This is a genomic window from Wenyingzhuangia heitensis, from assembly GCF_011762155.1.
In the GTDB taxonomy this organism is placed as follows: domain Bacteria; phylum Bacteroidota; class Bacteroidia; order Flavobacteriales; family Flavobacteriaceae; genus Wenyingzhuangia; species Wenyingzhuangia heitensis.
Genome location: NZ_JAASQL010000002.1, coordinates 467,575 through 486,049 on the forward strand (window position 1 = coordinate 467,575; position 18,475 = coordinate 486,049).

Consider the following 18,475-nt stretch of genomic DNA (forward strand, 5'->3'; position numbering starts at 1 on the left):
TCTTTTGGTTAAAATTATGGATTTCTTTTCAATAATCAATTTTAGATTTTTTTGAATACAATTAAATATTGCTTAGTATATTTGAAGTTATGATAGCTACTAAAAATGTAAAACTAATAGAATGTCCTAGAGATGCCATGCAAGGTATTAAGGAATTTATTTCTACAGATTTAAAAGCTAAATACATTAATGCTATTTTACAATGTGGTTTTGATACCGTTGATTTTGGTAGTTTTGTATCTCCTAAAGCCATTCCTCAAATGGTAGATACTGCTCAGGTATTGTCTAAATTAGATTTATCATCTACTAAAAGCAAATTATTAGCCATTGTAGCCAATGCAAGAGGTGCAGAAGATGCTTGTGCTTTTGATGAAATCACGTATTTAGGTTATCCGTTTTCTATTTCCGAAATTTTTCAGGTTCGTAACACCAATAAGACCATTTTGCAGAGTTTTGAAGAGTTGCAAAAAATCATCAACATAGCAAACAAACACAATAAACAGGTGGTAACTTATTTATCTATGGGCTTTGGTAATCCTTATGGAGATCCTTGGAATGTGGATATAGTAGGGCAGTGGGTAGAAAAACTGTACAATATTGGAGTGAACATTCTTTCTTTGTCAGACACTGTAGGAAGCTCTACACCAGAAAGTATTCATTACTTGTTTTCTAATTTAATTCCTGCCTATCCAAAAGTTGAATTTGGGGCACATTTACACACAACACCTAGCAAATGGCACGAAAAAATAGATGCGGCCTACAAGAGTGGTTGTCTTCGTTTTGATGGTGCTATAAAAGGTTATGGTGGTTGCCCTATGGCTACAGATGCTTTAACGGGAAACATGCCTACCGAAAAAATGTTGTCTTACTTTACACAGCATCAGATTAATACCAATGTAAATTCTTTACGTTTTGAAAGTGCTTACAACGTTGCTTTACAAGTCTTTTAAAGTCCATTTATTTAAACGAAAAGCTTTTTGTAAATTTATTTATAATAAATTAAAATAAACTTTGCTTATTTAGAATTGGTCTGTATATTTGTAGCCAAATTTAAACACCCTATTAAAATTAGGTCTAAATAAATAGCAATGAGAATTACCAAATTAACTTTAGCAGTATTAGTAGCTACAGGAACTTTATTTACATCATGTTCTAGTGATGATAATAACAAAATTGAAGACGTACTTAAGTTTACCAAAACTTTAGATGATATTGATACATCTGGGTTAACAATTCCTACAAACTACGAGTTTACAAGAAACCAAGAAACAACAGTTAATTTTTCTGGACAAACTACTAGGTTGAATCAAGTTGTAGAAATAGGTGCATTGATGACTACAGTAGATCCAATTCCAACACAAACAGATTTTACAAATAGATTTAATCAAGCGACTGAATTTACAGATACTTCTTTAAATGGATCTAAAAATGTAAGAAGTAAAGTAGCTGCATCTGTAGGTCTTTTTTCAGATAATACAAGTGCTTCTGATGCTATAAAAGCAGATTTTGATGGATATTTAACCAACCAATTAACTGTATTAGCTAGTAAAGAAGAAGCTGCACAGGGAGTTGCTGGTATTTACGATGGAAAGCGTTTTTTAAACGAAAAAGGGCTAGAATATAACCAAGCTTTTTACAAAGGATTGATTGGTGCTTTGGCAATGGATCAAACTTTAAACCATTACTTTAACAGATTAGATGATAATTTTGATGGAACAAATGCTTATAAAACAGCAAACGATGCAGGAACTTTAGTTTCTGAGGCTAATTATACAACTATGGAACATCATTTTGATGAAGCTTATGGGTATGTATATGGTGCAGGTGATGCTGATAAATTATTAGGTCATTACTTAGAAGAAATTACAGGACAATCTTATTTTGCTAACATTCCAGAAATTGTTAAAAACGCATTTATTATTGGTCGAGCTGCAGTTGTTGCTAAACAATATGAAGCTAGAGACGCTGCTATAGAAGTGTTAAGATACCAATTATCTAAAATTCCTGCTGCCAGAGGAGTATATTACCTACAAAAAGCAAAAGGAAGTATTGATGGTGAAGATTCTAGAGCTGCCTTTCATGCATTGTCAGAAGCATATGGATTTATCTATTCATTGCAATTTACATACAACCCATTAACAAACGAACCTTATTTTACTAAAGCAGAATCAGAAGCTTTAGTAAACAAGTTATATGGTAGTACAAATGGTTTTTACGATTTAACTGCTGAAAAGTTAGAAGAATTATCTGAAGAAATTGTTGCTAAATATGACTTTACTATTGAGCAAGTAAATCAATAAAACATATTTAAATAAAATCTAAATTGAGGTATTGTGTCTATTCAAATAGCATAATCCTCAATTTTCTGTATTTTTGAACCTCATTTTTTAATTATAACATCAAATGAAAAAACTTTTAAGTTTCATAATAATTATATTACTAGTATCTTCTTGTGTAAAAGTAAAAGATAGAGATATTGCTACTACTACAGACAATTTTAATAGACAGCTTATTTTAAACAACTGGGTAAACAACTTAGTTATTCCTGCATATGCAGATTTTAAAATAAAAATGGACAATCTAAAGTTAGAATCAACTGCTTTTGTAAACACTCCTACTACAGATACACAACAAGAATTACAAGTAGCAATGTTTGAAGCTCAAAAAGTATGGCAACATGTGGCTATGTTTGAACTGCAAAGTTCAAATGGAACACGTATTTATATGAATACATATCCTATAGATAGAGAAACTAGCACAAACCCTTCTCCAAATTCTAACGAAGATGATAGAACTTTAGAAGCAAATTTATCGGAATCTCTAACAGAGATTAATAATATTAGTTTTGAAAATACTTCTGGAACTATTGATGAACAAGGTTTTCCTGCATTGGATTATTTAATCAATAAAGAAAATTCGCTGTCTAAGTTTACAGACAATGAAACCGCAGAAAACTACAAAACTTATTTAAACAAAGTGGTAGACAGAATGGTTGATTTAACTAATAGAGCTAATACTTATTGGACAACCAATGCTAGTACTATAATAGCAAACAGTGGTTCTTCTGCAACAGCTTCTTTTGATAAAATGGCCAATGATTATATTAATTATGTTGAGCAAGGGTTTAGAGAAAACAAAATAGCCAATTCATCAGGTAAAAGAGATGGGATTGAAAACATACTAGCTGTAGAAGGGTATTACAGCTCTGAAAATTCTAAAATTTATTTTAACGAGGCTTTTAAGGCAGTTAAAAACTTTTACTATGGTACTTCTTATGATGGTACTAAAACCAACGAAGGAATTAAAGATTATTTAGATTATTTAAATGCTGAAGTTTATATATCTAGCGAAAATAAAGATGTAAAAATTTCAGAACAAATAGATGCTAAATTTAGTGAGATAGAGAATACTGTAGCAACTTTAAATGATGATTTTGTAATTCAGGTAACAGAAGATAATAGTAAAATGTACAATGCTTTTAATGTTGTACAAGAATATGTTGTGCTGATTAAAACAAATACATTTCAAGCTTTAAATGTAAAAATAGATTATGTAGATTCTGACGGAGACTAAAAATGAATACAATTAAAGATTACATACAAAACAATACAACAAAAGCAGCTTCTTTAGCTGCTTTTCGTATTCTATTTGGAGTTTTAATGCTTACCAGTCTTATCCGTTTTGTGGCTATGGATTGGGTAGAACAATTATATGTGTTACCAAAGTGGCATTTTACCTATTATGGCTTTGCTTGGGTACAAACGTTAGGAATGTATACCTACGGATTGTTTGCTTTGGCAATGTTGGCTTGTGTGGGTATTGTTTTAGGTTACAAATACAGATTGTCCATTATTTTATTTTTTTTATGTTTTACTTATATAGAACTAATAGACAAAACCACTTATTTAAATCACTATTACTTTATTAGTGTTTTAAGTTTTTTGCTGTGCTTTTTGCCTTTAAATGCTACCTTTTCTTTAGATGCTTTAAAAAAAGGAATTCAGTACACTTATGTTCCTAAATGGACGGTTGATAGCATCAAATTGGTTTTAGGAATTGTTTATTTTTATGCAGGTTTGGCCAAATTAAATTCAGACTGGTTGTTAAGAGCACAACCTTTAAAAATTTGGTTGTCTACCAAAACAGATTTACCCATTGTTGGGCAGTTTATGAATCAGAGTTGGTTTCATTACGCCATGAGTTGGAGTGGTGCTTTGTACGATTTAAGCATTCCTTTTTTATTATTAATTCGTAAAACAAGACCTTTTGCTTTTGTAGCCGTGGTTGTTTTTCATGTGTTTACCAGAGTTCTTTTTAACATAGGAATGTTTCCTTATATAATGATATGTGCAACGCTTATTTTCTTTGACAGCAGTTTGCATCAAAAATTATTAAAACACATTCAAAAAACGTTAATAATTCCAACAAACGTTAAGGTTTCTGTACAAGAAAATTACCGATACAAACAGCCTAAAAATATCTTATTTGTAATTAGTCTATTTTTAATAATTCAACTATTTTTGCCGTTCAGAAATTTGTGTTACCCTGGTGAGTTATTTTGGACAGAGCAGGGGTATCGTTTTTCTTGGAGAGTGATGTTGATGGAAAAAGCGGGGTATACCACTTTTACCGTAAAAGATAGTGTATCGGGAAAGCAATTTCACGTAAAAAACTCCGATTTTTTAACTTCTTTTCAAATCAAACAAATGAGCTTTCAACCCGATTTTATATTGGAGTACGCACATTTGTTAGGAGATCATTTTAAAAGTCAAGGACATCAAAATATTCAAATTTTTGCAGAGAGTTATGTGGCTCTAAACGGACGATTGAATCAGCTTTACATCAATCCTAAAGTTGATTTATACAAAGAAGAAGAAGGCTTTCATAACAAAACATGGATTTTACCCTTAAATGATGAAATTAAAGGATTTTAGTATACTCGTTCTATTATTGTTGTTTGTACAACTAAGTTATGCTTATCAAATAACGTTTAAATTGATAAACGCTGAAACTCAGAAACCTGTAGAAGGAGTACAGGTTGTAGAGGGAACAAAAAACTATTTAGGAAACACCAATCAAAAAGGAATTTTAAAAGCCAATTTTAACAAAAATAAAGTTCGTTTAATGTTCTTTTATTACGGTTATGCTACGGTAGAACAAGATTATAACTTTGCCAAATCACAACAAATTACAATTTATTTAGCTCCTTTAAAAGAAGAATTGTCTGCCGTAGTTTTAAATGCTAAAAAAAGAATCAACTACGGATTAACTACTTTAAAACCAGTAGAAGGAACACATATTTATGCGGGTAAAAAAACAGAGGTTGTTAATTTAGACCTGGTAAGTGGTAATAAAGCGAGTAACAATCCCAGACAAATATTTGCCAAAGTTGCAGGATTAAACATTTACGATAGCAATGACGGTGGTTTGCAATTAAATATTGGAGGTAGGGGATTAGATCCTAACAGAACCGCCAATTTTAATACTCGTCAAAACGATTATGATATTAGTGCAGATGTATTGGGATATCCAGAGAGTTATTACACACCGCCAACAGAAGCGTTGGAACAAATTCAAGTAATTCGTGGAGCAGCATCTTTGCAATATGGAACTCAATTTGGAGGATTGATTAATTTTATCACTAAAAAACCAGTAGACAAACCTATAGAATTAATTACACGTAATACAGTGGCTTCTTTTGGTACGCTAAGCAATTTTACCTCTGTAAGTGGAACGGTAAATAAGTTAAATTATTACGCGTATTACAACGGAAAACAAGGAGATGGTTTTAGACCCAATTCAGACTATGAATCTACCAACTTTTTTGCGCACGTTGGGTATCAGTTTACTGAAAATACCAAAGCTAGTTTAGAGGTTTCTTCTTTTAATTATACAGCCCATCAACCTGGAGGATTGTCAGATGTTCAGTTTATAGAAGACCCAACTCAAAGTTATTTAGAACGTAATTGGTTTGATGTAGACTGGAAATTATACAATTTTAAGCTAGAGCAACAAATTACCGATGCTTCTAAATTAACGGTGAGTTTATTTGCTTTAGATGCCTCTAGAAAAGCAGTTGGATTTAGGGGAGATCCTACGGCAGAAAAACCAGCTATTTTTAATACTAATGGAGATGAACAAAATACTGATGGTACCTATGTATTTAACAGAGATTTAATTGTAGGAAATTTTAAAAATTACGGTGTAGAAACTCGTTTTTTATCTAGTTATGAGTTAGGAGACACTACCAATTATTATTTGTTAGGAGGAAAAATTTACAAAGCTAATAACAATCAAAGACAAGGTGCAGGTAGTAAAGGAACAGATGCTGATTTTAGTTTTGCGGATGCAGATCAATATCCAAATCAAAATAATTTTGACTTTCCTAACTTTAACGCTTCTTTGTTTGGAGAACATATTTTTAACATCAACAAACATTTAAGTATTACTCCAGGGTTTAGGTTTGAACATATTAGTACCAAATCTGATGGAACGTATTATGTATTTAATAAAAACAATTCTAATTTAAGTGAACATATAGAAGACAATAATTCTTTTGTAAGAAATTTTGTGTTGTTAGGTTTAGGAATTAGCTACAAACCCAATTCATTTTTTGAAACATATGGAAATTTTTCTCAAAACTATCGTTCTGTTACTTTTTCTGATATTAGAACCGTAAACCCATCCTTTATTATTGATGAAAATATTACAGATGAAACTGGTTTTACAGCAGATATAGGAGTAAGAGGAAAAGTAGACAAGGCTTTTTCTTATGATTTAAGTGCTTTTACCTTGGTCTATGGAAATAGAATAGGGCAGGTGTTGAATAAAAGAGCACAGTGGGTTCGTAAAAATATAGGGACTGCTTTTATTTATGGTTTGGAATCTTTGTTACAATGGAATATTAAAGAAACCTATTTTAAAAATAACGAACATTTAAAATTAGATGTTTATACCAATATTGCAGTTACAAAATCGGTGTATTTAGATTCAGAAGAAAATAATGTAGCAGGAAATGAAGTAGAGTTTATTCCGTTAATGAATGTAAAAACAGGAGCTAGTTTTGGTTGGGATAATTTATTAGGAAACATTCAATACACCTACCTAAGCGAACAATTTACAGATGTGACCAACTCTCCTTATGATGCTAACAATGAACAAAATGTTATAGGAGCCATTCCTAGTTACGATATTTTAGATGTCTCTCTATCTTATAAATTTTCTAAACATTTTCTTTTAGAAACAGGAATTAATAATATATTAGACAACAGTTATTTTACACGTAGAGCCACTGGGTATCCTGGACCAGGTATTATTCCTGCAGAACCTAGGTATTTTTACGGTACTTTAGAAATTAAGTTTTAATAAAAAGAGAAAAAATATGTTAAAAAAAATAGGAATTGCAGTTGCAATTATTTTGGTGGGAATTCAATTTGTTAAAGTTGATAAAAATGAAGCTGCTATAAGAGATATTGATTCATTTGTTATAGATACAAAAGCAAATATAGAAGTTCAAAATATTTTAGCAGCTAAGTGTTTTGATTGTCATAGTAACAAAACAGCTTATCCTTGGTATGCTAAAGTAGCACCTGTTTCTTTTTGGATCAACCATCATGTAGAAGAAGGAAAGGAACATTTAGATTTTTCTAACTGGTCTAACTATAAAACCAAAAGAAAAAAACACAAATTAGAGGAACTTGTGGAAGAGTTAGAAGAGGATAAAATGCCTTTAGAATCTTACGAAATTTTACATGGAGACCTAACAGAGTCAGAACAAAAATTATTAATAGATTGGGCAAAAGCTACTATTTTAAGTTATTAATGGTTACCAAATACATTTATAAAAAAAACGGCTTGAAAAATTTCAAGCCGTTTTTTTATGTTTAATTAGGAATCAATCTAATGTAATTGATAAATCCTTTACCACTTATTTTTTGATTATAAATACTGTCATTTAAAATAAATTCTACATCATCTTTGTAGTATTCTTGATCTTCTACGGCGGTTTCAAACCTAATTTTGTAACCTTTATTTAGTTTATCCGTTTCAATTTCTAACATACTCATACCTCTAGTACCTCCACTTAAAGTTGCTCCAGTAATGGCATCAATATTTGGTCTGTGTTTTCCGTAATAACTCCACCATGCATCAATATCAAAAAACCAGTCATCATCATTACCATTTACATACAATGTTTTGTCATAAGAACCATCTGGTTTTAGTAAAGAGACAATAACGTATGCACCTTCTCCTGTATAATCTTGCATTTGTATCAAACATTTGTATTTGTTTGTAGGATTAGGAGCAAAACCTATTAAGGATAAAGACAAGGTTATTAAAGCAAAAAATAATGTGTTTTTATTAATTTTCATGTAAAATTACTTTATAAAATCGTCAACAATAGCATTAATTTTTTCTTCAGATTCGTAATCCTCAGAAAATAAATATTTGTACAACAATTTGTTGTTTACTTTAGCATGTAACGATAAATCTTGATTTTTAGCATAGACTTTGTTCCACTTGTTACGCACTAATTCCCATTTACCCTGATTTTTAGCCCACCATTCTTGTGCAGCTTTACATTTACTATCGTCTAATTTGGTATAAGTATTGTATCCTTTTTCACGAGCTAGAATTACATCTTCTTTGCCATTTTCACGAATCACTTTTGCATTGTCTTGATCGTGTAACCAACCGTATTGAGTAACCTCGTGTCGGTTTCCTCTAAGTGTTAAATTGTAGTCGTTACGTTTGGTGTATTCTCTTCTTGGTAATGGAGCAGTGGTTGTGTTTTCCCAGTAACTTTTTCCGTCTACGTGTACCCAACTAGCAGATCCTTCGTATCTAGGACTGTCATCAACCTGATATACTTTTTGTGTCCATTGGTTGTTTACTTCTTTTTTATTTTTTTCTTCATAATTCCATTGTCTATCTCCATTAAACATATAAAAATCTCTGTTTTCATACAACCAATCTTGTCTCCAGTGTTTTACAATAAAAGGTTTATTGGGTGGCCCCACTTGTAATAAATGCTGAATAGAAATATGTTCTTTGTCATCTATAACTAATTGTGCCCATTCTATAGCAGTTTGATCTTGTTTTGTTTTAGAAGGTCTGTACAAAGAATCGTTGCTATAGTTAAAGGTTTCGGCAAAATTAAAACTCACCTCAAAACAACCACACATTTCTTTAATGGCTTCTCTGTCTTTCTTTTTTTGTGCTTTTACACTACTCACAAAAGTTAAACTCAGCACTAAGCTGGTTATCATAAACTTGTTCATTTATCTGTTTTTTAAAATTTTTATGTTGCGACAAATTTATAAAATTTATTTAGATTGATTTAAAATAGTTTATATATTTGCATAAAATTTATTTATAATGAGTTTAAATAAACTTAGTGTTGTTGCCTGTTTTATACTATCAAAAGCAAATGTGTTTGCTCAACAAAACCTTTTTCCTAAAGATACTATAAAAGCACAAAATCTAGAAAAAGTGGTTCTAGTTCATAAAGACAATGTAATGTCTTTAAGTAAAAAACTGTTTTCTGTTGCTGTTATTTCTAAAAAAGATATAGAACAGACAGCAGCAAATAATTTAGCAGATGTATTGACTCAAAATTTAAATATTACGGTAACTCCAGATGCATCTACAGGAAAATCTACAGTTAGTATGTTTGGTTTAGATGGTCAATATGTAAAAATATTAATAGACGGAATTCCTATTGCTAGTGACAATGGAATGGGAAACAATATAGATATTTCTCAGATAAATTTAGAAGACGTAAACCGAATTGAAGTAGGAGAAGGTGCCATGGGAGTCTTGTATGGAGACAATGCTGTAGCAGGAGTTATTAATATTGTAACCGAGCGTAGACAAAGACATAAATGGCAAATACAAGCCTCTGTACAAGAAGAAAGTATTGGTAAAGAATACAATATATCGGACAAAGGTCGTCATATTCAAAATTTTAAAGTGTCTAATAATTTAAATGAACATATCAATTATACACTGGGAGTTTCTAGAAATAATTTTAATGGATTTTACAACGGATACCAAGGAAAAGATTATGTAAATATTGTTGATGGAGCTGTAAAGAATGATACTTTAAGAGGTACAGAATGGAATCCTAAAGAGCAAATAACTTATTTTGCAAATGCCAATATTAACATAGGAAAACATAACATTTTTTACAAGTTTCAATACTTTGATGAATCTGTAGATGTGTACAATAGATTTGTTACAGGAAGAAAACAAGAAGATGGAAGCTTAAAGGCAACTGCTGTTGATGAAACTTTTGATACCAACAGAATTGTAAACAATGTTACCATTACAGGACCTTTAAAAGGAGAGACAAATTACAATCTGTTTTTATCACAGCAAAATCAGAAAAGATATTACCAACAATATACGTACAATATATTGTTACAAGGTATAGAAGGATACAATACAGATGCTATAAGCCAGTCTAGTGATGTCTGGTTTTCTAAAGGATTTATTAGTAATATTGTGCCTAATTCTACCTTTTTTAATTTACAAGTAGGGTATGAGTTTTCTTGGCAAGAAGGTTTTGATGCCATTGCAACGGGAGATTATTCAAACGATGTTGTTGTAAATACCTTAAACAATTACGACTTTTTTAGTGTTGCAGATTTTTATATTAACAAAAGACTTTCTTTATATCCTGGAGCAAGAATTACAAACAATTCTCAGTTTGGTAACAAGTTCATTTGGTCTTTATCATCCATTTATAAAATTACAGATAGCTTTAACACAAAAGCCGTATTTGGATCTGCATTTAGAGCTCCAAACTTTACAGAGCTTTTCTATTATTTTGTAGATGCCAATCACAACGTACAAGGAAATAAAAATTTACAGCCCGAAGATGGAATCTCTATTTTATTAAACTTTAATAAAAGTACTCGTCTTACAAAACAAAGCACTCTAAAAACAGCTTTAAAAGGGTATTATTTTGATATAGATAATAAAATTGGAGACATTACTATTGTAGAAGAAGATGGAAGTAACTTGTTTACCTATGCAAATATTGACAATTCTAAAATAGCAGGAATTTCTTTAGACAATACCTATTCTTATAAAAACCTGTCTTTAGGTTTAGGAGCAACTTATATGGGTGAATCTACCACCATTAGTACAACAGACACTAGTAACAGTGATTACTTATGGAGTTACAATATACAATCTAATATTAATTATAAAATTCCCTCTATTAAAACCACGTTCTCTGGACAAATAAAATATACAGGAAGAACGCAAGTATTGTTGGGAGATAATACAGGTTCTGGAGCAATAAACATTGGCCAAACAGATAGTTTTACTTGGTTAGATGCCTCTGTAAGAAAAGATATAACCCAAAACATAAATCTAACTTTTGGAGCAAGAAATATATTAGATGTAGTTACAGTTAACGCATCAGATGTAGCAGCAGAAGGTCATTCTAACCCAGCAAACAACAGATTGTTTGGTAACGGAAGATCTTATTTTTTAAAATTATTAATCAATTTAAACCTTAATTAAAAATCAATCAAAATGAAAAAACAACTATTCATAAAGCTACTATGTGCACTATTTGTCTTTAGTTCTTGTAGCAATGATGATAGCACTAATTTAATAGACTTTACCGTCTCTTTTAAAAACACAACTACCAGTATTATAGAAGGTGAATCAGAAGCAGCTATCGATTTAAATTTTTCTAGAGCTGCCGCTACCTCTGGAGTTATTGATCTATCTTATTCGGTAGAGAATGCTGTTTATGGAACCGATTTTACAACCAATCCTTCTGGAGAAAACGGAACTATTTCAATTCCTGTAGCTTCAGGGGATAGTAAAGCAACTGTTACGTTAACTAAACTTACAGATCCTATTGAAGGAACTTCTAGAAGTATTGATTTTACGATTGCCTCATTAGAAAGTTCAGGGTGGGATTATGGAGCCAACAAAACAATTAATGTTAGTTTTACACCCGTAGCATCTACAGGAGCTGTTATAGATTTATTAACTGGTGGTTCTACACAACCTAACCAAAGTTATATAGATTTAAGTACAGGTAAGCAAACTCCTGTTAAAAGAGATACTTGGGAAATAGCAGTCTACAATGGTACAGAAAACAGGGTGTTTTTAAATTCTTCTTTATTAGTAGCCGCGGCAGAGTTAAAAGGGAAAACAGATCTTTTATCAGTCACAGAAACCAGCAATTTAACAGAAACATTAACGTTAAATTCTTGGGGAGCACCTACGGAGGTAGCTACGGTTTCAGAATTATTGGTGAATTTACCTGTGGGGTACTCTCAGTTTAGCAATGTAGAACAAGGAATTGTATTTACAGACTCTAAAGAAGGGAATATAGACGAAACTGCTTTTTCTGAAATATCTACCACAGCTAGTGAAAACAATGTATATATAGTTTCTTTAGGGAATGAAATTCCTACAGATGCAGCCGCAGCAGGAGCTTTAAACACAACAGGAGAACATAGAGGTTATGTAAAAGTAAGAGTGTTAACAGATGGTAACTCATACACGATTCGTTATGCTGATTTAAATGAAACAACTACTTATAAAGAGCTTGTAGTACAAAAGAACAGTAGCAAAGTTAAAACAGCAATTAGTTTAACAAATGATGGTGTAGTAGAAGTAGAGCCAGAGTCATCTAAATGGGATCTTAATTTTTCAGGTGTGTTTTCTTATAGTTCAGGAGGATATGGATTGACATATTCTGATTACGGATTGCACAACACTTTAGGAAACGTAGGATTGTACCAAGTGCTTACTTACAAAGTTGAAGATGATGTTAGAACAGACTTAGAGGTGTCAAGTTATATAGATTTTCAGTTAAGCAATGTAGATGATGCTTCTTTTATATATGATAATCAAACGGTAATAGCTAGTGATTGGAGAAACAGTGGAGATGGAATAGCCAAAGATGATAGATATTATATTATAAAAGACAATGAGGGAAACTTATATAAATTACGCTTTACGGCTTTGTTAAGTAGTAGTGGAGAAAGAGGTTACTCTCAATTTGAGTATAAAAAATTAAACTAATAAAAAGAAAGTATTTGTTTAAGTTGCACGTGTTTTGTTTAGTAGAGAAAAGGCTGTCTATTTATAGACAGCCTTTTTATATGTGTATTATATTCACTAAAACAAGAGAGATTTTTTATACTTTGTTAGGAATATGGCTTTCTAAATTTTTAAAATCATACAAATCACGATCTAGTAAATGAGAAGGATATACATTTTGTAAAGCATTCATCATAATAGAACTTCTGTCCGGAAAGTCTGCTTCCCAATCCTCTATCATTTGTTTTACTTTTTTACGTTGTAAATTTTCTTGAGAACCACATAAGTTACAAGGAATAATAGGAAACTGCATATGTTGTGCATATACTTCAATATCACTTTCTTTACAAAAAGCAAGAGGTCTAATAATAACTAAATCACCCGCATCGTTTAAAAATTTAGGAGGCATGGTTTCTATTTTTCCCGAAAAGAAAAAGTTTAAGAAAAAGGTTTCCAAGATATCATTTCTATGGTGTCCTAAAGCTAGTTTGTTACAACCTAAATCTTTCGCGGCTTCATACAAAGTTCCTCTTCTTAATCTAGAACACAAACTACAGGTAGTTTTACCTTCGGGAGTTTTCTCCATTACTACTTTATAAGTGTTTTTTTCAATAATTTTAAAATCTACTCCCAAGTTACTTAAATAAGTAGGTAATACATCTTCGGGAAAACCGGGTTGTTTCTGATCTAAATTTACCGCAATAATATCAAAAGAAATAGGAGCTACTTTTTTAAAATGCAACATCATATCTAACATTGCATAACTATCTTTTCCCCCAGACAAGCATACCATTACTTTGTCTCCCTCTTCAATCATTGTAAATTGCTCTATGGCTTCACCCACAGCTCTATGCAATTTTTTAGTTACTACTTTCCTGTTTTCCATAAATGCAAAAATAGTGTTTAGATGTGTAGTATTAAAAAAATAGTGTAGCGTTCTATCATCAATTTTTAGGCTGTTAGTTTTTAGAATTATTTCGTCTAAAAATGCATGAATACAGATGCTTTAGAAATAGATTTAATATACGACATTATTTGCCCTTGGTGTTATATTGGACACCAACGATTAACCAATGCTATTCAAAAAACAAAGGCAAAGGTTCAAATACGTTTGGTTCCTTTTCAAATACGACCTAATTTGCCAGAGCAAGGAATTTCTATAAAAGAATATTGGAAAAGTAAAGGGATTGATGACCCTATTTTGGCTTATAAAAAAGTGTCAGAAGCTGCTTTAGCGGAAGGTTTAGAAATCAATCCAGAAAAATTTACCACAATTCCTAATACCTTAAAAATTCATCAGGTAATTTTAAAAGCAGAAGACATAGGTGTGGGGTTACAAGTTTTACACGCAATACAAACGGCTTATTTTTCTAAAGGAGTTGACATTTCTCTGTTAGAAAACATTCTTAAAATCACCAAAAATTATTTATTGACAGAGGTGGTTACAAAAGCATGGAATAGTGAGTTAGACATTTACAAAAATTTAGTGCTTGCTAAAGAAAAATCAGCTAGAGACTTACACGTAAATGCTGTGCCTACTTATATTGTGGATCATAAACATAGAATTTCTGGAGCTGTTTCTAATTTTACGTTGATGGATATGTTACAGCAATTAGCACCCAAAGAAATTGTAGGTGATTTTTGTGATATTAAAACAGAAAATTGTTAAACTTAATTTTTATAAAACAGAGATATAATGAAATTTTTAAACGCAATACAAAATAGATATACCACCAAGTTGTATAAGGATGATAAAAAAATTGATACAGATAAAATTGAAGCTTTAAAAGAGGTGTTAAGATTAAGTCCATCCTCTATAAACAGTCAGCCATGGGAATTTGTGTTTGTGTCTGATGTAGATACAAAAAACAAATTATCAATGGTTTCTCAGCACAATACAGATAAAGTTAAAAACTGCGATACTGTTGTGGTTTTTAGAAGTGTAGATAATTTATCAAAATTTAAAGAAGAACTAGCGAATAGGTTGCCAGAATATGCCTTTGGTTTTTACCAAGATTATATCAATCAGCATTCTGAAAATGAAACAAAAACATGGATGGACAAGCAATTGTATATTGCTTTGGGTACTTTTTTAAGTGCTTGTGCTACTATGCAAATAGATTCAACTCCCATGGAAGGTATAGAAGCAGAAAAGTATGATGCTATTTTAGGAAATGATGATTATAGAAGTGTTTTTGCCGTAGCAATTGGTTTTAGAGATGAGAATGATTTGAATCAATTAAGTGAAAAACCAAAATCTAGAAAACCTTTAGAGGAGGTGATTAGAACAATCTAATTTATAAAAGACTAATTTCTACAAGATCACCAATCGTGTATTTACTCGTTTTAATTTGACTCTTTTTTAATAAGATTTGTTGCACACCAATTAACACGGTTACTGCTTCTTGATTTAAATCTAGCACAGTGCCTTTAAGTATATTGTTTGGGTTGCTGTCTAGCAAAATACTAGGATTTCCTTGGTCTATTACTTCTCCATAATTCATAACACACACATGGTGAGCAAGTTTTAAAACTTCTTGCAAACTGTGTGTTACCATAATTACAGTAAATTCATATTTTTTTTGCAAAGCAACTAAATAGCTTTGTAATTTGTGTCTTAAAACCTCATCAATAGCAGTTAAAGGTTCATCTAATAACAACAAATCTGGTTCTTGTACCAAGGCTCTAGCTAAGGCAACTCTTTGTTTTTGACCTCCAGAAAGCTCCGTAGGTTTGGTCATTAACAAATGTTTTATTTCTAAAGTAGCAATCACATCATTTAACAATTCTTGATTTAGTTTCTTTTTAACAAATTTTAAATTGTTTAAAACTGTCATATTAGGAAATAAACCATAATCCTGAAACACATATGCTATGTTTCTTTTTGCAAGTGGTATGCATTTTTTTTTAGTGGTGTTTTCCCAATAGGTATGATTTACTTTTATAATTCCTTCGTCAATTTTGTCTAAACCACTAATCAAACGTAATAAAGAAGTTTTTCCAGCTCCCGAAGGTCCAAAAACCACATTGATAGCCTTATGTTTAAAAGAGGTTTTTATATTTAAATAAAAAGCTCTTTTTCCTGTAATATAGGTTTTGTTAAATTCACAATTAATCATCTTATTACACGTTTTAAGTAGCCACCATTTATTAAATAAACACAAAGTAAAACAGCAAAAGAAATCCCTAATAATATTAAAGAATATTGATTGGCTGCGGTGTAATTTAAAGCTTCTACCTCATCGTAAATAGCAATAGAAGCAACTTTTGTTTTTTGTGGAATGTTACCACCAATCATTAAAACCACACCAAACTCTCCAATGGTATGAGCAAAGGTGAGTACAATTCCTGTAAGAATTGCAGGTTTGATATTGGGTAATAACACTTTTTTTAAAATTAAAAACCTTGACTTTCCCATTAACTGAGCAGTTTCGGTGTATGATTTTGGCAAGGCAGACAATCCTGCTTGAATAGGGTGTACCATAAATGGAAGACTATATATAACTGATGCCACAACCAATCCTGTAAAAGAAAATACCAATTGAATTTCAAAAGTATTTTGCAACCAAGCTCCTATAAAATTGTTAGGTCCCAAAAAGATTAAAAAATAAAAACCTAAAACTGTAGGAGGTAACACCAAAGGCATTGAAACAATAGCTTCTATAATAGGTTTTAATTTAGAGCGAGTTTGTACCAACCAATAAGATATGGGCATAGCAATAAAAAACAACAAAAAAGTTGTAATTGCTGCCAATTTAAAGGTTAAGTATAAAGGTTCTAAGTTCATCAAAAGTCTAATCTAAATCAAATATCTATAAATTAAAAGGATTATCAATGATTTGAATTTACGGATTTAAAAAAGGAAAACCTCTATGCTAAACATGTTTAGCATAGAGGTTTGTATATCTGGGGTTTATATGCAGTTATAGAGTTTTAAATCCCATCAATAAAACTTTCAAAAGTATCTTTAAAACCATAACCTTCACTTAATTCTACTTTGCTTAGTTTTTTATATTCTACCATAGCCCACAACACAAATTCTTTAAAAAAATGAATGTCTTTTTGATCTAAATCAGGCTGATATTTTATAAGTAAATCCGTTAATGGCTGAATATAATCTAATTGTTGTATGTGTTCTTTGTTTGTTAAATCGTTAGCCAATTCAAAATCTGTTCCTTCTATAAACCATTTGATCAATTCATCATAAGGAGTCGTTGCATCTTTACGAACTAACTTTTCTATAGCAGGAAAATAAGTTGGAAATAACGTTTTAACGGCATCGTTAATTAAGTTTTCGGCAACCGATGCAGCTCCTTCTTGTTCACCTTCATACACCAATTCTATTTTTCCGTTAATAGCAGGAATAATTCCGATAAAATCACTCAATCTAACACTTGTGTTTTGTTCTTCAGAAGCTAACATTCTTAATTCTGCAGTACTCATTAAATTCTCGTAAGCAGATATACTTAAACGAGCACTTACACCACTTTTTACATCTACAAATTCACTTTCTCTAGCTTCAAAACCAATTTGTTCTATAAGATCTTTTGCCAGCTCTGGAACGTAAATATTATCTGCTTGGTTTTTTTCTAGTTTGGCTTCTTGTTGCGTAATGGTTTTTGCAATTTGTATACTATCTGGGTAGTGTGTTAAAATTTGCGAACCAATTCTATCTTTTAAAGGAGTAATAATACTTCCTCTATTGGTGTAATCTTCGGGATTTGCAGTAAATACAAATTGCATATCCAAATCAAAACGTAATTTAAAACCACGAATTTGAATGTCTCCTTCTTGCAAAATATTAAACAAAGCTACTTGAATTCTGGCTTGTAAATCGGGTAATTCATTAATAACAAAAATACATCTGTTTGCTCTAGGAATCATTCCGTAGTGAATTACTCTATCATCGGCATAAGACAATTTTAAATTGGCTGCTTTTATAGGATCAATATCTCCAATAATATCAGCTACGGTAACATCTGGAGTGGCTAACTTTTCCGCAAATCTTTCTGAGCGATGTAACCAACTAATAGGGGTGTGGTCATCTTTTTCTGCAATTAATTCTTTGGCAAAACGAGAAATAGGTTTTAAGGGATCGTCATTAATTTCTGAACCACTAACAACAGGAATATACTCATCTAATAAATTAGTCATTTGACGAGCCAAACGTGTTTTTGCTTGTCCACGTAATCCTAATAAATTAATGTTATGTTTAGATAAAATAGCACGTTCTAATTGAGGAATTACCGTTTTTTCATACCCATGAACTCCTGTAAAAGTTTCCTTTTGTTCTTTTTTAAGGTTGATTAAATTACTTCTTAATTCTTCTTTAATACTTTTATAAATGTAACCAGAGGCTTTTAATTCTCCTAAAGTTTTTATGGCTGTTTGTTTCATA

Annotated in this window: 16 protein-coding genes; 10 read left to right on the forward strand and 6 right to left on the reverse strand. The window is 31.2% G+C overall.

Annotated features, from left to right (window positions below):
• Positions 1 to 89 precede the first annotated feature (89 nt).
• From FHR24_RS10635 to FHR24_RS10660, 6 genes are all read left to right on the forward strand, one after another.
• A complete protein-coding gene (locus FHR24_RS10635) occupies positions 90 to 950 on the forward strand; it encodes a hydroxymethylglutaryl-CoA lyase (RefSeq protein WP_167188186.1) in 861 nt (286 codons plus the stop codon).
• A gap of 138 nt (positions 951 to 1,088) precedes the next feature.
• Complete coding sequence (locus FHR24_RS10640; RefSeq protein ID WP_167188189.1) at positions 1,089 to 2,300, forward strand: DUF4856 domain-containing protein; 1,212 nt, start codon at positions 1,089 to 1,091, stop codon at positions 2,298 to 2,300.
• Positions 2,301 to 2,403: 103 nt separating this feature from the next.
• On the forward strand, positions 2,404 to 3,573 hold the full coding sequence (locus FHR24_RS10645) for an imelysin family protein (RefSeq protein WP_167188192.1): 1,170 nt from the start codon (positions 2,404 to 2,406) through the stop codon (positions 3,571 to 3,573).
• Positions 3,574 to 3,575: 2 nt separating this feature from the next.
• On the forward strand, positions 3,576 to 4,934 hold the full coding sequence (locus FHR24_RS10650; protein ID WP_167188195.1) for an HTTM domain-containing protein: 1,359 nt from the start codon (positions 3,576 to 3,578) through the stop codon (positions 4,932 to 4,934).
• Positions 4,915 to 7,365, forward strand: a complete 2,451-nt coding sequence (locus tag FHR24_RS10655; protein ID WP_167188198.1) for a TonB-dependent receptor family protein — start codon at positions 4,915 to 4,917, stop codon at positions 7,363 to 7,365. Before FHR24_RS10650 ends, FHR24_RS10655 begins: the two co-directional genes overlap by 20 nt.
• Positions 7,366 to 7,381: 16 nt before the next feature.
• Positions 7,382 to 7,822 carry a heme-binding domain-containing protein gene (locus tag FHR24_RS10660; RefSeq protein WP_167188201.1) on the forward strand — a complete coding sequence of 147 codons (441 nt, stop codon included), beginning with the start codon at positions 7,382 to 7,384 and terminating at the stop codon, positions 7,820 to 7,822.
• A gap of 61 nt (positions 7,823 to 7,883) precedes the next feature.
• On the opposite strand, the gene FHR24_RS10665 is transcribed toward FHR24_RS10660, so the two are convergent.
• A complete protein-coding gene (locus FHR24_RS10665) occupies positions 7,884 to 8,372 on the reverse strand; it encodes a DUF2271 domain-containing protein (RefSeq protein ID WP_167188204.1) in 489 nt (162 codons plus the stop codon).
• A 6-nt stretch (positions 8,373 to 8,378) separates the two neighbouring features.
• The gene (locus tag FHR24_RS10670; protein WP_167188207.1) at positions 8,379 to 9,281 is read right to left on the reverse strand and encodes a DUF6607 family protein; all 903 of its coding nucleotides are present in this window, start codon (positions 9,279 to 9,281) and stop codon (positions 8,379 to 8,381) included.
• A 97-nt stretch (positions 9,282 to 9,378) separates the two neighbouring features.
• Here FHR24_RS10670 and FHR24_RS10675 point away from each other — a divergent pair, with 97 nt between their 5' ends.
• Both FHR24_RS10675 and FHR24_RS10680 read left to right on the forward strand, forming a co-directional pair.
• The gene (locus FHR24_RS10675; protein WP_167188210.1) at positions 9,379 to 11,535 is read left to right on the forward strand and encodes a TonB-dependent receptor plug domain-containing protein; all 2,157 of its coding nucleotides are present in this window, start codon (positions 9,379 to 9,381) and stop codon (positions 11,533 to 11,535) included.
• A gap of 12 nt (positions 11,536 to 11,547) precedes the next feature.
• Positions 11,548 to 13,059, forward strand: coding sequence for an HmuY family protein (locus FHR24_RS10680; RefSeq protein WP_167188213.1), 1,512 nt, complete (start codon positions 11,548 to 11,550; stop codon positions 13,057 to 13,059).
• A gap of 115 nt (positions 13,060 to 13,174) precedes the next feature.
• Here the strand turns inward: FHR24_RS10680 and ttcA are convergent, their stop codons facing one another.
• A complete protein-coding gene (ttcA, locus tag FHR24_RS10685; RefSeq protein WP_167188216.1) occupies positions 13,175 to 13,963 on the reverse strand; it encodes a tRNA 2-thiocytidine(32) synthetase TtcA in 789 nt (262 codons plus the stop codon).
• A 105-nt stretch (positions 13,964 to 14,068) separates the two neighbouring features.
• Between ttcA and FHR24_RS10690 the strand changes: the two genes are divergently transcribed.
• The gene (locus FHR24_RS10690) at positions 14,069 to 14,746 is read left to right on the forward strand and encodes a DsbA family oxidoreductase (RefSeq protein WP_167188219.1); all 678 of its coding nucleotides are present in this window, start codon (positions 14,069 to 14,071) and stop codon (positions 14,744 to 14,746) included.
• Positions 14,747 to 14,773: 27 nt separating this feature from the next.
• Positions 14,774 to 15,373, forward strand: a complete 600-nt coding sequence (locus FHR24_RS10695) for a nitroreductase family protein (protein WP_167188222.1) — start codon at positions 14,774 to 14,776, stop codon at positions 15,371 to 15,373.
• A 1-nt stretch (position 15,374) separates the two neighbouring features.
• Here the strand turns inward: FHR24_RS10695 and FHR24_RS10700 are convergent, their stop codons facing one another.
• The 3 genes from FHR24_RS10700 to FHR24_RS10710 form a co-directional block, all read right to left on the reverse strand.
• Positions 15,375 to 16,196 (reverse strand): ATP-binding cassette domain-containing protein, encoded by an 822-nt coding sequence (locus FHR24_RS10700; protein ID WP_167188225.1) that lies wholly within the window; start codon positions 16,194 to 16,196, stop codon positions 15,375 to 15,377.
• A complete protein-coding gene (gene modB, locus FHR24_RS10705; protein ID WP_167188228.1) occupies positions 16,193 to 16,864 on the reverse strand; it encodes a molybdate ABC transporter permease subunit in 672 nt (223 codons plus the stop codon). Before modB ends, FHR24_RS10700 begins: the two co-directional genes overlap by 4 nt.
• A gap of 146 nt (positions 16,865 to 17,010) precedes the next feature.
• Positions 17,011 to 18,474 carry a magnesium chelatase gene (locus FHR24_RS10710; RefSeq protein WP_167188336.1) on the reverse strand — a complete coding sequence of 488 codons (1,464 nt, stop codon included), beginning with the start codon at positions 18,472 to 18,474 and terminating at the stop codon, positions 17,011 to 17,013.
• Between the last annotated feature and the right edge of the window lies 1 nt (position 18,475).

Bases quoted from the DNA above. Each gene is read 5' to 3' on its own strand.
- ttcA (WP_167188216.1), bottom strand. From the start codon at position 13,963: ATGGAAAACAGGAAAGTAGTAACTAAAAAATTGCATAGAGCTGTGGGT.
- modB (WP_167188228.1), bottom strand. From the start codon at position 16,864: ATGAACTTAGAACCTTTATACTTAACCTTTAAATTGGCAGCAATTACA.
- FHR24_RS10700 (WP_167188225.1), bottom strand. From the start codon at position 16,196: ATGATTAATTGTGAATTTAACAAAACCTATATTACAGGAAAAAGAGCT.
- FHR24_RS10690 (WP_167188219.1), top strand. From the start codon at position 14,069: ATGAATACAGATGCTTTAGAAATAGATTTAATATACGACATTATTTGC.
- FHR24_RS10675 (WP_167188210.1), top strand. From the start codon at position 9,379: ATGAGTTTAAATAAACTTAGTGTTGTTGCCTGTTTTATACTATCAAAA.
- FHR24_RS10710 (WP_167188336.1), bottom strand. From the start codon at position 18,474: ATGAAACAAACAGCCATAAAAACTTTAGGAGAATTAAAAGCCTCTGGT.
- FHR24_RS10660 (WP_167188201.1), top strand. From the start codon at position 7,382: ATGTTAAAAAAAATAGGAATTGCAGTTGCAATTATTTTGGTGGGAATT.
- FHR24_RS10680 (WP_167188213.1), top strand. From the start codon at position 11,548: ATGAAAAAACAACTATTCATAAAGCTACTATGTGCACTATTTGTCTTT.
- FHR24_RS10670 (WP_167188207.1), bottom strand. From the start codon at position 9,281: ATGAACAAGTTTATGATAACCAGCTTAGTGCTGAGTTTAACTTTTGTG.
- FHR24_RS10640 (WP_167188189.1), top strand. From the start codon at position 1,089: ATGAGAATTACCAAATTAACTTTAGCAGTATTAGTAGCTACAGGAACT.
- FHR24_RS10635 (WP_167188186.1), top strand. From the start codon at position 90: ATGATAGCTACTAAAAATGTAAAACTAATAGAATGTCCTAGAGATGCC.
- FHR24_RS10695 (WP_167188222.1), top strand. From the start codon at position 14,774: ATGAAATTTTTAAACGCAATACAAAATAGATATACCACCAAGTTGTAT.
- FHR24_RS10665 (WP_167188204.1), bottom strand. From the start codon at position 8,372: ATGAAAATTAATAAAAACACATTATTTTTTGCTTTAATAACCTTGTCT.
- FHR24_RS10655 (WP_167188198.1), top strand. From the start codon at position 4,915: ATGAAATTAAAGGATTTTAGTATACTCGTTCTATTATTGTTGTTTGTA.
- FHR24_RS10650 (WP_167188195.1), top strand. From the start codon at position 3,576: ATGAATACAATTAAAGATTACATACAAAACAATACAACAAAAGCAGCT.
- FHR24_RS10645 (WP_167188192.1), top strand. From the start codon at position 2,404: ATGAAAAAACTTTTAAGTTTCATAATAATTATATTACTAGTATCTTCT.